17 protein-coding genes are annotated in these 13,835 nt (G+C 59.7%); all 17 read right to left on the minus strand.

The annotated features are described in order from the left end of the window. Positions 1-3: 3 nt before the first annotated feature. A complete protein-coding gene (locus ACIF4X_RS16660) occupies positions 4-1,239 on the minus strand; it encodes a DNA circularization protein (protein ID WP_397482974.1) in 1,236 nt (411 codons plus the stop codon). Next, the gene (locus ACIF4X_RS16665) at positions 1,226-3,211 is read right to left on the minus strand and encodes a hypothetical protein (protein ID WP_397482975.1); all 1,986 of its coding nucleotides are present in this window, start codon (positions 3,209-3,211) and stop codon (positions 1,226-1,228) included. The genes ACIF4X_RS16660 and ACIF4X_RS16665 overlap by 14 nt, the downstream gene beginning before the upstream one ends. A 130-nt stretch (positions 3,212-3,341) precedes the next feature. Then, a complete protein-coding gene (locus ACIF4X_RS16670; RefSeq protein ID WP_397482976.1) occupies positions 3,342-3,638 on the minus strand; it encodes a phage tail assembly protein in 297 nt (98 codons plus the stop codon). Continuing rightward, entirely contained in the window at positions 3,635-3,982 is a 348-nt protein-coding gene (locus ACIF4X_RS16675) for a phage tail tube protein (RefSeq protein WP_007908779.1), read from the minus strand. The genes ACIF4X_RS16670 and ACIF4X_RS16675 overlap by 4 nt, the downstream gene beginning before the upstream one ends. Before the next feature lie 67 nt (positions 3,983-4,049). Continuing rightward, a complete protein-coding gene (locus ACIF4X_RS16680) occupies positions 4,050-5,546 on the minus strand; it encodes a phage tail sheath subtilisin-like domain-containing protein (protein ID WP_397482977.1) in 1,497 nt (498 codons plus the stop codon). After that, positions 5,546-5,725: a DUF2635 domain-containing protein gene (locus ACIF4X_RS16685; protein ID WP_102902639.1), complete on the minus strand. Its 180-nt coding sequence runs from the start codon at positions 5,723-5,725 to the stop codon at positions 5,546-5,548. The genes ACIF4X_RS16680 and ACIF4X_RS16685 overlap by 1 nt, the downstream gene beginning before the upstream one ends. Next, the gene (locus ACIF4X_RS16690; RefSeq protein ID WP_397482978.1) at positions 5,722-6,306 is read right to left on the minus strand and encodes a hypothetical protein; all 585 of its coding nucleotides are present in this window, start codon (positions 6,304-6,306) and stop codon (positions 5,722-5,724) included. The genes ACIF4X_RS16685 and ACIF4X_RS16690 overlap by 4 nt, the downstream gene beginning before the upstream one ends. 84 nt (positions 6,307-6,390) lie before the next feature. Beyond that, entirely contained in the window at positions 6,391-7,419 is a 1,029-nt protein-coding gene (locus ACIF4X_RS16695; RefSeq protein ID WP_397482979.1) for a phage late control D family protein, read from the minus strand. Positions 7,420-7,428: 9 nt separating this feature from the next. Continuing rightward, positions 7,429-7,641: a tail protein X gene (locus ACIF4X_RS16700; RefSeq protein WP_397482980.1), complete on the minus strand. Its 213-nt coding sequence runs from the start codon at positions 7,639-7,641 to the stop codon at positions 7,429-7,431. Next, complete coding sequence (locus tag ACIF4X_RS16705; RefSeq protein ID WP_397482981.1) at positions 7,634-8,017, minus strand: phage tail protein; 384 nt, start codon at positions 8,015-8,017, stop codon at positions 7,634-7,636. The genes ACIF4X_RS16700 and ACIF4X_RS16705 overlap by 8 nt, the downstream gene beginning before the upstream one ends. Further along, positions 8,017-9,993 (minus strand): phage tail tape measure protein, encoded by a 1,977-nt coding sequence (locus tag ACIF4X_RS16710; RefSeq protein ID WP_397482982.1) that lies wholly within the window; start codon positions 9,991-9,993, stop codon positions 8,017-8,019. Before ACIF4X_RS16710 ends, ACIF4X_RS16705 begins: the two co-directional genes overlap by 1 nt. 129 nt (positions 9,994-10,122) lie before the next feature. After that, positions 10,123-10,704, minus strand: coding sequence for a phage tail assembly protein (locus ACIF4X_RS16715; RefSeq protein WP_150792499.1), 582 nt, complete (start codon positions 10,702-10,704; stop codon positions 10,123-10,125). A 168-nt stretch (positions 10,705-10,872) separates the two neighbouring features. Beyond that, on the minus strand, positions 10,873-11,379 hold the full coding sequence (locus ACIF4X_RS16720; RefSeq protein ID WP_016985055.1) for a phage major tail tube protein: 507 nt from the start codon (positions 11,377-11,379) through the stop codon (positions 10,873-10,875). After that, positions 11,379-12,545, minus strand: coding sequence for a phage tail protein (locus ACIF4X_RS16725; protein ID WP_397482983.1), 1,167 nt, complete (start codon positions 12,543-12,545; stop codon positions 11,379-11,381). Before ACIF4X_RS16725 ends, ACIF4X_RS16720 begins: the two co-directional genes overlap by 1 nt. A gap of 2 nt (positions 12,546-12,547) precedes the next feature. Next, the gene (locus tag ACIF4X_RS16730; RefSeq protein WP_397482984.1) at positions 12,548-12,733 is read right to left on the minus strand and encodes a hypothetical protein; all 186 of its coding nucleotides are present in this window, start codon (positions 12,731-12,733) and stop codon (positions 12,548-12,550) included. Between the two features lie 84 nt (positions 12,734-12,817). Then, positions 12,818-13,240 (minus strand): phage tail protein, encoded by a 423-nt coding sequence (locus tag ACIF4X_RS16735; protein WP_397482985.1) that lies wholly within the window; start codon positions 13,238-13,240, stop codon positions 12,818-12,820. 85 nt (positions 13,241-13,325) lie between these two features. Then, positions 13,326-13,835, minus strand: a complete 510-nt coding sequence (locus ACIF4X_RS16740; protein ID WP_397482986.1) for a DUF4376 domain-containing protein — start codon at positions 13,833-13,835, stop codon at positions 13,326-13,328.

Here is a 13,835-nt window from a genome sequence, read left to right on the forward strand (position 1 = left end):
GGCTCACTCCCCGGAGACTTTCACATCGTTGGGCGAGAAACCTGGATGGTTCATCCCGTTGCGCTGGGTGATTTCAGTGACCCGTGTGGCATCGCCCAGATACTTGTAGGCCACCACCACCGCCGGAGCGCTTTCCTGGAAGGTTTTAGTGACCAAGCGCACACCGGACGACGCGACCGACTTGAGGTGCGCGACCGCCGCATCCTGCAGATCACTGATCAGTTGGTGGTGCGCAGGGCCGGCCTTGGTCTTCACCAGATTCAGGGTCTCGATCAGCGTCTTCTGAATCGCCTGCACATCATCGATGGCGGGCACGTCCGGACGATTGATCGGCTGGTTCGCCTGCTGATCGACGGAAGGTGTCGACGGCAATTTCACCGGTTTGGTGGCCACCGGCATGGATGCGATCCACTGCGCCGCTTTCACGATCAGCGTGTCCTGCACCAGATCGGCCATGGCCTGCGCCGCGGCGTTGGTGTCCTTGCCTGTGGTGATCTTCGGCGCATCAGCCTTGCGGATTGCTTCGAGTTGTTGCGACACGTCGGCAATCACGCCACGGTAGCCCTCCTTCGCGAATTCCTTGAGTTCCTTGATATCGCCGAGCAGGCCTTTGAACTCCGCCGCCACTTCCTTGGGTAACTCCTTGACCGCTTTGACCAGTTCGGTGATCTGCCGATATTGCTCGATCAGCGGTTTGAGCTGTTCTTTGATCACCTCATAAACGCCGGTCAGGCTGTTACGCAGATTGGCAATGCCGATCCGCGCGGCCTTGATCAGCGTCATCGCCTGTTCGAAACGTGCCACTGCCGACCCCAGCAACGTGTCTGCCTTGACCAGCAGCACTTTCTGCGTGCTGACGCTGGCAGTCGGGAACGGCAACGGCTGATCGGGATAGAACTTCAGGGTAAAGGTCACCAACCCGCCGTCCTGGCGGGTGTGGGTCATGTCGCATTCGCCGACCTTGACTTGCAGTCGTCCAAGCCATGGATGCACCAGTTCACCGCTGCCCGCCTCCAATGCCTTGAGCAGCTTGTCACGCTGTTCCAGGCAATCGGCGCCGATGATAAACGCCGTGACATCGTGAATCCTGGCCTGCTGGCCGAGGTCTTCGAAGTACGGCAGGTCACGTTGCGGATACTCGTGCAACTGACCTTTGCGACCGACCGGGGTTTTCGCCTGATCGATCCAGAAACCGACACCACGAAAGGATGCCGGCAACAAACGGTCACGCCAGTTCATTGGAACCTCCCATCGACAGCGAGCGATAGCCGATGCGCGAAGACAGCGCCAGGCCGGGTTGATTGGTTTGCGGTTGATCGGTGCGCAATCCGGCCGGCGCATTTTCGAAGCGCACGGTCAGGCCGCCTTCGAGTTGGGTGCGGTTGTTGATAGCGCTTTGTTGAATCAGCGCACCGGAAGTTTGTGGCAGCGTGCTGCTCATTCCTGGCGCCCCGGCAGGCGCCGCAGCGCTGCTGCCGGTGATCGTGGCGAAGAACCCGGAGAAATTGCCACCGAGCAGTTCTTTGACCTGTCCGAACATCCCTTGGAGTCTTGCCCACATATCACTGAACCAGTCGAGAACGGGCTGCCACTTCTGCTGGATAGATTCCAGCGGCGACTGACTGAACAGATCACCCAAGGTTGCTTTCACCGATTGTGCGTCCGTGTTCAGCGTTGCCCACAAACCGGAGAAATATTCAGTAACGCCATTCCACTTCGCCATGACCGCTTCCACGGGAGTGTTGCCAAACAAGTTCTGAAACTCGCTTTTCAATGGCTGGGCACCCGCCCGGAGAACGTCCCACAGCGCTGAAAAAACCGGTGCCAAGGGTTGCCAGGCGCTTTCGACCATAGCGGTCGGAGACCAGGAGAACGTCGATTTGAGTTGCTCCCAACCGTTCGCCGCCACACTTTGCATGTTGCCAACCGCATCGAAGACCGTGCTTTGCGCCGAACGCCAGACCGTCGACATGTTGGTTGTCAGCGTGCCGTCGAACAGCGATGTGATGCTCGACCAACCGGTTGCAACGCTGTTGCTCATATCGTCGATGGCCGTGAAGACCGCGCTTTGTGCGGAATCCCAAACGCCTGACATTTTTGCTGTCAGTGTGCCGTCGAACGCTGACTTGACCGACTCCCATCCGGCCAGTGTCGCCGCATAGGTACGATTCCAGTACTGGCTGACGACGTCATCAGCGGAGTTCCACAACGCAGTCATTTTTTCCAGTGGCGAGGTGTACAACCGGGCCTTGAGGCTTTGCAATCCAGCCGCAGTGCTGGCAGCTGCACTGTCCCAGTAAGCGCCGACGGAGGCGCGAGCCGAATCCCAGGTTTGTTCGATAAAAGCGCCGAATGCCTGCAGACCTTCGGACGCACCCGCCGCAAGACGGCTGGCACCGGCAATGGCGTCAGCGCGCATCTCCTGCCACTTCAGCGAAGCTGTGGCACTCATCGAGTCGAACCGTTGCCTTGCGCCCGTGACCATCTCATCCCAGCCCTGGCTTACGTCGTCGATGCCGCGACGTGTCGCATCGCTGATCGATTGCCAGTTCCGGCTGAAGAAGCCCGAAATCGCCCCCCAGTTGTTGGTGATCAAGCGCGCGCCGATGACAATGATCGCCACCGCCGCCGCAATCGCGGCGGCAATCAAACCGATCGGTGAGGTCAAAATACCCAACACACCCACCAGCCCCATCGCACCCACGGTGACCACCGTGAATGCGACAGCTGCTGCCGCCAGCCCTTCAACAAGAGAAGGATTGTTCGCCACAAACTGGCCAATCGAAGTAATCACTGGCGTGATTGCAGTGACGATGCCGTTCACCGCCGGCAGTAACGCGTTGCCAATGTTCAGCGAGATCTTGTCCAGCGCTTCGTTAAACTTTGCCAGGTTGGCCGAGGTTTCCCCCTGCACCACTTTGGGCAGTTTCAGGCCCTTGTTCGCCATGACCTTTTTTGCCAGCGCATCCTGCGCTTCGATGGCTTTCTTGATGCCGTCCTGAAACGGCTTGAGCAAGCCACCTTCGGAGATGAACCCGGCGACGTCCAGCGGCTCGAGACCGCTGTCCTCCATGCTTTTCTTGAATGCTGCGACCTTGCCGCGCAGCCCTTTCATTTCGGCTTCCATCTTCTCGGCGCCCTTGAGCACCACGAGCATGTTGACCGTGACAGGAAAGGTCTGCGGAATCAGGCTCAAATTTGTATTCGCCATCACTGCACCTGCTGCATCGCATTGATCCGTTGCGCGTGCTCCAGCGATTCGCGGAGCACATCCAGTGGCCTGGCCATCATCTGTTCGGGGTCAACCTTCCAGAACCAGGCCAGGTCATAGGCGACGGCGATCAGGTCGGTGATGGCGCCGACGCCGCACTCATGAAAAAACTCGCAACGGCCCAGCTCAACGCGTTGAGGTCAGCCAGGTCGAGCTGGTTGACCGACGACGGCGGAATGCCGGCGCACACGGCGATGTATTTGGCCGCCACGTCCATGTCGAGGCTGACTTCTTCGCTCTTGTCGATCTTGTACGGCAGCGCCTTGTTCGCTAGCACTTCCTGCACCGTCTGACGGCGCTGGACGATTTCGGTCTGGTGCTCGCCGTGAGCTTCGATCGCAACCTGAAGCTTCACGGCGCCGCTCATTGCCAGGTCCCCTTGATGCCTTCGAATTTCAGTTCGATGGTGGCGTCATCGCCTTTGGAGACCGGTTCTTCAACCAGATACGCACCGGCCAGCACGTAGACTTTGCCGTTGCTGAATTCGCAAGTGACGGTGATATCGGTGCCTTCAATCAGCTTCTTCAGCGGGAAGTCGGCGGTGTGCAGCGCGGTCACTTTGAACGACGGCGCGATGTCGGTTTCCTTGTAGAAACCCGGTACGACGGTTTCGCGTTTGACCGCCATCAGCGGGGCTTCGCAGCCGCCATTGATGGTCAGTTGTGCGCCGTCGACTTTGACGTAGCAGGTACCTGCAATCAGTTGACCCATGGTGTTACTCCCTTGCATAAAAAAGCCCACGCGAGGTGGGCTGAAAACTTGCCGTCAAACGCGCTGATCAAGCCGCGTCGTCGTACTGCAGACGGAACTGGTTGAGCAGTGCGAACACGCGCAGACCGTTGATGTAATCCGGCGGGAACAGCACGTTCACGCGGCTCGGGTCCTGCACGTCGCGCTCGACGATCAGGTGTTCGGCGAACAGCTCGGCGTTCTCCACGTGACCTTCCAGTTCGAGCTTGGCGTACTGAGCGATCAACTCACCGCGAATGGTCGCAGGCGTCACGATTGGCTGGCCGGCGCCGAAACGGGTGCCGTCGGAGGCCAGTTTGTGCCGACCGTATTTGCTGGTGATCACGCTTTGCAGACGACGCACGATGAACGCCGACTGGTGCATGGTTTCGCTGTCCAGATACGAATTGTCGGCTTGGCCGTAAGCGTTTTTCTGGTAAGTGGTGATCGAGCGCTGGATGCGCACGTAACCGCCCTCGTAGTAGGCGGTGGCGATGCCGTAGTTGAGCAGCGACTGACGCTCGGTCAGGGTGAAGCGCTCACTCGCCGGCGCCGGATCAACGCCCGGCAGGCTGCCGCTTTGCGTTGGACGGCTGGCGTCGGCGGAGATGAACACCGCGGTGCGTGCAGCCAGTGCGGCAGCTTGTACCCAGAACGGTTGCGGAACGCCCGCCTCCAGCGCCTGAATGGTCATGTGCTGATCGTTGCGTGCCTGGCCCGCAGCGACCAGCGTACCGACGGTGCCGCGTTTGGCGCTGTAGACGTGACCGAACAATTGCTTGGCCCACGACCAGCGACCGGTGCTGTCATCCATGACCGCTTGCCAGGTGTTGAGGGTCGACAGATCGGACCATGGCAGTGCGATGAATTCGAACGGCTCGTCACCCAGTGCGGCGATGGCTTCAACCTGATCCGGCACACCGGCGCCGCCGGTCATGGCGGTGATCGCAGTGGTCAGGCCGGCCGGGGTGTCTTCGCCATTGCTCTTGCCCAGGCGATTGAATTGCAGGCTGATGTCGTTGCCGCTGTCGCCAGTCCATTTGGCGTTCAGGGTGACCACACCTTCGGCAGCCGCAGCGCTCACCGGCAGATCGGCCGTGGCGTTGATTTTCTGCGCCAGTGCGGTGGCCGCTTGTGCGGCAGTAGCGCCGTTGACCACGGTGGCTTGCACACGTACGCCGCCAATATACAGATTGAGCACGCCGGCCTGAGTGGCGGTGCCGGTCAAGGTCAGCACGCCTTTGGCGATGGCGCCTTCGGTGTTGTGCAGCGGCAGGCACCAGATCTCGCCGATCGGGTCGGCCTTGCGGAAGGTCTCGTACATCGAGGCGAGCATCGAGCCTTGGCCGCCGATGCTCTTGGCCAGCGCAACGCTGGAGACCAGCACCAGTTTGCCGACTTCAGTCGGGGCAATGTTGTCGTTGACCTGAGCGACGATCAACCGACGCAGGGTCGAACTTGCGCTATTGGCAGCCGAGTTGTCCATTTCGGCATAGAACAGCGGTACACGAATGTCCGCAGGGATGTTGCTGAATCCGATCGCCATTATTTGGCTCCCTTTTGTTTGGCTGGTGCAGTTTTGAGGGTGATATCGCCGTCGGCCAGACGCCGGCGCCACCAGGCGCTGTCCAGCACTTCACGGCCTTCGACCGGCAGCAGATCGCCCGCCTCCGGGTCAGGTACGACGCGGCCGGCGGCCGGCAGTACGGTGATGCGATTGCTCATGGGGTTACGTCTCCAGAGAAAGTCATTTCCACGCGCCCATCGGGGCCCGGGCGTTTCAGGTTGGGGTCGGCCGGGTCGATCGCATCGACCCGCACGGTGGCCCCGGTAAAGGACGACAAACCGTCCAGTTCGCGTTCGTGCCAACTCTCCGCAGGCTGACTCGGCAGATTGCGGCCGAGTTGGAACTCGGCAAAAAAGCGCAGCCGGTAGAAGGCGCGGCTGCTGTTGATCGAGACCAATTCGCCGCCGTCGTAAACGATGGCGCTGTAGTCTTTGTCGGGCTTGAACCCCACCACTGCACGCCACAGTTCGGCGCGCAGGTCGTGCAACAGGTCCAGCGCTTTTGTCGCGTCGCTGGCGTCAAGCGCCAGCACGATTTCGAAGCGGTCACGGATCGGTTGGGTGGTGAGGTTTTGGGTGGTGCTTTCACTCGCCAAGTCGGCCAGTGGCAGCACATGGGCCGAGGGTGTCGGCAGATCGGCATTGCCTTGCAGCAACGCCAGATCGACGCCCACCGAAATATCATTGGCAAGGCTTGGGCATTGCCCACGCAATTGCGTGAGGATCGGGGTGATCTTCATGGGGTGTTCCAGAATGGAGTGAAATGCGGTTTGCAGGACACTGCAAAAACCTGTGGGAGCGGCGGTGCTGTGGCTAACGGTGAATCAGTCTTTGGCTTCGGCCTTGGGGTCGAGGCTGGTCGCCTCGATCAGGCAGCGATAGCTTTCCTCGCGCTTGCCGCTGGCGGTGACTTTCTCGATCGACCAGCGACCGCGCATGAAGTCTGGCCAGGTGTCATCGAGCATCAACAGGCCTTCGGCAGCCAGCAGCGGATCGCCCGGACAGGTGACCTTCAACTTGTATTTCTCGCGCAGCATCTTGCGCACTTCGGCTTCGCCGATGGCTTTGGCTTCTTCTTCACTGGCGTGTTTCTGGCGAATGACCTTGTAGGGCTCGGAACCGGTTACCACCTCTCGCAGTTTGGCAGCCGCGATGTCCCAGAAGCAGGTCTTGCAACCCTGGTTCTGGGTGCGAGCGGTCTCTTCCAGCGTGGCGCTGATGAAGGCGTGATCACCCGGTCGATTGTTGCTGGTCACCGACAGCCTGACGTCCGGTATGACCTGGCCCGACAGGTTTTTGAGCTGCGCCGGTTTGGCCAGGACGTAGAGGTCGTTAAACGGTTTGGCTACCGCGTCGTACTTGAGCGCCAGTCGCGTGATGAAGCTCATGTCGGTTTCGTTCGATTGATCAACATGAGCAATCCGAATCAGCGCCAGTTCGGGATCGACGCGCGGCGAAAAACCGTGCCGCGAGACCAGCTCGCGAAACAGTCCGCCAAGGGTTGTGGGGCCATGACTGGCCGTGCGCCGTTCCTTGAATCGGGTCTGATCATTGCCGCTGAAAGGCGCTGCGGTAGCGACCAGCGTCAGGCGCAACGGGAACAGCGTCGGGGTCAGTCGAGTCACCTTGAAATGGCCCTTTTCGACCAGCCCGGACTCCAGATAGCCAACCCGCAGACCGATTATTCCACCCAACGTTGGCAAGCCTTCGAGGCCTTCCAGGTCGAGCACCAGCGTCAGTTGATCAGACTCCATCCCGGCAGCATCAATATGCTCCCAACTGATCAGGCGCTGATTCAGCAATGCCTTGTTGGCCCCGTAGATTTCGATCGCCGGTGTAAATCCCTGTGCCATGCAACCTCCTTAGTCCCAGGCCAAAACCGGCTTGATCGCGGCGGGTCTGCTGTCGATTTCCGGCAGTGTCACCCAGACACCCGCCGGCAGAACCGGGCCGTACTCGGCCAGGGTCGCATTGAGTTTCCACAATGCTTCTTCGGCCTGATCGTCTGACCGACCCGACTCGCGGTAGAGCAGTAAATTGACGGAATCACCGGCCACGCTTCGGACCTTACGCATTGTTGAACTCCGCTAATTCGAGTACCCACTTGATCACCATTGCGGTGCCATCATCGATGACCTCGCTCTGGTTTTCCTGAACGCTGTTGATCCGCCACATACCCCAGTTGCGACCGATGCCGTCGATCAACGGCAGTGGTGCTCTCAAGGCTTGCAGCGCTCGCAGTTCATCGAGCCGTTCCATGGCCACGGCGTACATCGCGGTGCCACCGATGGTCAGGGTTTCGGGCTTCTGCCCGGTCTGATGGGACTTGGGTTTGCTGGTGAGGATCTGCAGATCAGTCCAGCCACCATCGGATTTGCGTGCCAGCGTGCTGTAGGCAAATTCGCGGGACAGGCTGAAGATAAAACTGCCCAGTGCCATTTGTTGTTTCATCAGGCGACTCCATCGGTCAGGGCTGCGTCACGGCGGGTGGCGAGGGGGTTGCTGGTCATCAGCGGTGTGAATTGGCTGTCGAACTGGCTTCGCAGGTGCTGTGTCACCAGCAGTCCGATGTTTTCCGAACTGCCCGGATCACTGCAGTACACCTGAACCGAAGGTGCGTAGGTGACATGCTGGTTGGCGGCCTGGGCGCTCGCCAGATCCTTGCTGACCTGGCCGGGCGCGGAGAGTGTGTCGGGAGCGAAGAACACGAGCCGATCACTCAATGCGGCTCCCGCATCTCTGTCCGAAGCCGGAGCAACCTGGGCAATGGTTTCCATGGCAACGCTCGGAGGCCCCAGGCGCGGCGTATTGAGCAAGGAGGAGGGTTCGCCGATGTCCATTTCCCTGGCAGTCGCGGGCGCCAGACTGGCGATCTCCACCACGGGCGCATCCGTTGGAAGCTGCACTGCAGAATCGCCGGTAGATGAAAGATCGGGAGGATTGCCCGGTGCGCCACCGGGTATCCGTTTGCCCAACCGCTCTTTCCCCTCCTCGACAGCGGTGTCCAACAACACATCGAATATCTTTTTCAAGGCTGTTCCGACAGTGATGATCACCGCAGCCGTCGTCGGATGGGCCTCGGCGAATTCACTCATCCTGTCGAGGCTGGCACCGGCAACACTCAGCGCTTCTGGAGAAGGCGCTACAGCATTGGCGCTGGCGATGGTCAATCGATCGCTTCGCGCATTCTGAGCGTTCCACTGTCCTTGCGGGGTATTGGAGAGCGCCAGTGCAGACTGGCGCACCGAACTCTGATCACCGACCTTCGACGTCGCGTATTGGTCTTTGTCCTCCACTTGCGAGAAGGCCTGATTGACGTCCCCAAGGTTCTGCGACAGCAACTGCACCGCATTACCGCCATCGGCAAAGAGTGTCTGCGCCAACTGGGCGCGTTGCTCGGCTGGTTGGGCGTTCAGCGCAGCCAGCACTGACAGTACCGCTCCCTGTGCACTTTGCTGGTCCGGGTCATGCATCGCCGCGGTCACGGCCGCGGGATCCAGCCCCAGTTGCTTCCAGGCGCCACGCTCGGTGGCGGACGCGTTGTCCCCCTTGTCCAGCGCGTGGGCAATGCGCTTCAACGCCTCGCCGGCATCGTCTTTTTTCGTCCCGCTGTTGAGCAAGGCTGCGGACAGCGCGGCGGCTTGCTCGGGTTGCAGGCCCGCCGCAATGGCCGCATCACCCGACTGTTTGAGAACGGCACCGACGTCTGCCGGTTTGGCACCACCCGGTATTTTGCCGAGCTGGTTTGTCGCATCCGCAAGGTCAAACGCCTGGTCGCGAGTGAGCTTCAGCGAAGTGCGCCACACTGCCATCATTTCGGCGACTTCCACAGCCGGGACTTTGAAGGCTGATGCAACGATCGCAGCGTCGCCAGCAAAGTTGAGCAATTCAAAGGGTTTGTCCGCCGCATTCGTCAGCTCATTGCCAACCCCTGCGTCAGCCGCCAGCGTAGCGGCCTTGAGCAACTCTTGACCGCTGGTGCCGCCCGCGGCCACCAATGGCTTAGTGGCTATGATCAGGCTCGACAGCGCCATTTCGTTGGTCTGCTTTGGCGGCAGTTGCGCGGCGATGCCCAACTCGGCAGCAGCCGTGTACAAGTCAATCGCTGGCTTGAGACTCTCAGGCACCTTGGCCCGCTCACTGGCCTCACCCGGCGTAGTAGGTTCGCGGGTCGACTCGCTCTTCGCATTGTTGTTCAGCGAAATCGAACGCAGGCTGGACAACGCCAGCCTCAATGAGTCGATCGCGGCCGTCAGCGAGCCGATCTTGATACTCGCGGTGATGAGCGCCTGACTCAGGCTGGAAATCTGCTCGCGGCCGATCGCTCCTGTACCGGAGCTCACCGCTGCCATGTTCAAACTGATATTGCCGGCCGCCGCAACGCCGCTTTCACCGGCATTTATCGGAGCATATTTGCTCTCTGCCATTGCCGCTCTACTCCTGTTTTACGCCAAGGCGAGTGATCGCTATGTCGTAGCGGCGCAACGCCTTTTCGGCGTCCCATTCCAGAATCTCCGCTTCACTTACCGGGTAAATGAGCGGGACGATATCGAGGATTACTTCGATGTCGCGTTCCGAAAGTAGGCCGCCGGCTGGTTTAAAAAATCGTCTATGCGCACCTGCAATTGCGTCCAGTCCGGGACGGTCATCAGGGCCAGATCGGGGATCATCAGGCCGGTGCAATGGGCGGTGATGAACTCGGCGCGTTCCTTGGCCGTTTTCAGTTTCTTCATCACTTTGGTCGCGCGCAGTGCCGGCATTTCCAGCGACAGCGAGGTCACGGTGCGGCCAGTCACAGCGAGCGGTTGCAGCAGCTGGACCTGATCGGGATCAGCGGATTTTTCCGCGTCTTCCACCTGCTCCAGAAAGTACGACGCGGGGCGTGTCGACATCTCGTGCACGTACTGGGCGATGCTCACGTAGTCCGGGCGTTTGAGCTGGTCGAGTTCCTTGACCGAGAGGCCGGTGGCGAGCAGCGCCAGCTCGAAGAACTGATCGTCTTCGTCATCGCCGGCGCGCTCCAGCGCTTCTTTTTGCGCGGCGTAGAACAGTGGCTTGAGCTGGATCTGGTTGATCTGCGAACCGTCGTCGCCGGTGATCGGCGACAGCAGGTCATGCTGGGGTGGCATCCACGACATGTATGAATTCCTTGGTGATTCTTGGGGGTTACTCAATTTCTGCCAGTCACACTGGCCCACTGTGGGAGCGAGCCTGCTCGCGAAAGCGGTGGTTCAGTCACATTGATGTTGAATGTGCCAAAGGCTTCGCGAGCAGGCTCGCTCCCACAGGTTTTGCGGTGTAACGGATTACGGCATCAACACCGCACGCCGGGCATCACCAAGGATGTCGACGCCGTTGAGCACGAATTTCTGGGTGCGCACGTCGATGTCGATCACCGGCACGCCGTTTTCCAGGCGGTTGTAGGTGCGGCAGGACAGCTCCAGATTGGTCTTGGGTTTTTCACCCATTTTCACGGCGGTTTCTTCCAGGGATTTCAGCTTGCCGCCGACGGTGTGGTAGGTGAACCAGGTGTTGCCATCCTGATCCTGACCGGCTTCACGCACGTTCAGCAGGATGTCGTCGCCCAGCTTCACACCCAGAGCGAGCATCACTTCGGCGCCGAGGCCTTGCAGGGTCAGCTTGGCGTTGAGCGCTTTGCCGCCCTTGGCCATTTCTTCGACGATGAAGCGGCCGCCACGCATCTCTTCCACATCGAATTCGATTTTCGGTGGGGTGAATTCTTCAACGGTCGCCGACAGCGGCAGGCCTTGCAGGGTGGCCGCGATGGCCTGTCTTACACGGTTGGTAAACATTAGAGAACGTCCTCCAGGAACTGCTCGATGATTTCATCGCGGGCGTTGAGTTGATAAACCATGTGTTCGTTCGGCGCGTAGCGGCCGTAGTCGATGACCACGTACCAGGTGCCGTTCTTGTACTTCTCGACGCTGTTCAGTTCCGGGTGCAGATACACGCTGCCGCCAGGAATGGTTTCATCGGCGACCAGGGTTTGCAGCCAGTCGTTGATGCGCTTGACCTCTTGATCCATGAACGACTTGGTGAGGTTTTTGGCCATGGCTTTCTGGCCGGCCTTGACCAGCTTGCGGCTGATCGCATCTTCGAGGCCGACGTAGCTGATGAACTTGCCGGTGATCGAGCGGTTGCCCAGCAACGAAAAGCCGCCGAGCACGGTGCGGGCGTAGTAGCTGACGCCGTAACGGTTGAGCAGATCGCCCTCGGTGGAGGTATCGAGAATGTTGTATTCAACGACCCGCGACACGTCTTCGGCGTAGGTCACCTGGTTGCCCGGGCTAGCCCACTGCTTGACCTTGGCCAGTGCGGCAATCGCCAGGCTGGACGGCGACAGGAAGACGTTTTTCTTCGCCGCTTTCGAATACACGGCCGGCATGTTGTGCACCACCAGGCAACGGTCGAAACCGAGATCGGCACCGCCCAGTTCCTGGCTGTACAACACTTGATCGGCGACCGAGGCGTCCTTGCCGTCCAGCACCACACGGGCCTTGATGCGCTTGCCGAACGAGGCGAACTCGCTGGCCACTGCTTTGGTGCCGGTGAAGCCCGGAGCACCGATGATGGTCAGGTCTTCCGGGACACTGCCCAGCGCGGCCAGACCGAGCTTGCGGCCGGTCAGTGGATCGACGCCGCCGATCACGTTGTTGACGGTGTCGGCCGGGGTCGCGCCCGCTTCGACGATGACCACGTAGACCGGCACCTTGACCACTTTGAGGATCTGGTAAACCGCGTGGTACAGCGTGCCCTCTTCGGAACCGGTCGGATCGAGCAGCGCGTGGGTGGTGAAGCTGTTGATGCGGAACGGTGCGTTACGCGGAATCAGCGGATCAGCTTTCGGCGCGGTACCGACCAGACCGATGACGTTGTCACCCAGGCCACCCATGGCCTCGGGGGATTCGGTGGCATTGACAGTAATGCCGTTGTGCTCGAAGTTCAGAACCTCAGCCATATTCAGTCAGCCTTCTTGGCAGCGGCCTTTTTGGCCTGGGTGGAGGGTGTTTTCAGTTCCAGTCGACCGGCGAAGTACAAGGCACTGGCCTCGACGTCGAGCAGATCAAGGTCTTGGCCGATGCTCGACCAGTGCCCACCGCCGGTGGGGAATGGGACGAGCACGGTGTAGGTTTGGCGGTTTGCCATTTTTCGTTTCTCCATAAACGGCCAAGCCCCTCTACGGGAGGGGCTTGGGGGGACAAGAAAACGCCCCGTCAGTGCGGGGCGTTTTTATTCAGGCAGGCTGGCGAGCCATTCCGGCGCAGCCGGGCGGTGTTCGCTCAAGGGCAACTCGCCCCCGACCGGCCAGATGCGCAGCACGTGGCGGTAGGTCTGCAACTCGATGTACTGCGCCGGGGTCAGCTGGGTCGGCCAACGGTCCACCTCGTCGCGATGACGGTTGACCACGGGATCAGTGAGCGCGATCTGCTGTTTGCGCCAGTAGCGTTCAATGCTCTCAAGTTCCGCAGGTGTTGGCCCCGGCAGATCAACCAGTACCGGATAGTTATCTTCATTCATGACAATCATCTTGCCGGTAGACAGCCCGTTCAATAACTCGCGCCAGTACTCACGCGAGATTTCAACAGCATCGCTTGGAATTTCTGTATGGATGGCGGGATCGTAAAAACCGCCCGTGGAGGGTGCATAAAACATAGGTTCTTCCTTGTTTGATTAACGACGACTCTAAAACCACCCTCGTGAGTTGTCAGATATGAAAACGCCCCACGGTGTGGGGCGTTTATTGAAGTGCTGAGGTGGGTGTAACTGGGGGCTTGTCTGGCCAACCGTCCTTGAGCATGGCATCGGTGTAGGTGCCGGCAACAACGCTTTCCGACAGAGCCCTTTCCCGGTCAAAGCAAGTCTGAACATGAGATCGAACAGCCGTTGCTACAGCAAGAATTTGCGAAGCAGTCAGTTCGACAAAGCCGTCCACAGCCTTGTAACTGCATTGATAAGCAGGATTCAACATCGCAGAAACGGCCATTCCAGCAATCAGCGACTGGCTGTCTCGGGAAGTATCGATAGCCACACCCTCGACCACGATTCCCGAACCTTCTCGGCGGAATCGTTCTGCAGTAATCAAGGTCAACTGGCGGCTTTTTACCAATTCGCCAGAAGCGAATCCAAATGCGTCTTCCAGTTCTTTTTCAGAGGGTTCATGGTCAAAAAGAATTTCGCCCTCTGCCAATGGCCAGTCAGTGGCAACACCTCGAAAGGCCGTTCCCTCTTTTGAGTACGCTCTCAACAT

The sequence above is a fragment of the Pseudomonas sp. NPDC085632 genome, assembly GCF_044541255.1.
In the GTDB taxonomy this organism is placed as follows: Bacteria; Pseudomonadota; Gammaproteobacteria; order Pseudomonadales; family Pseudomonadaceae; genus Aquipseudomonas.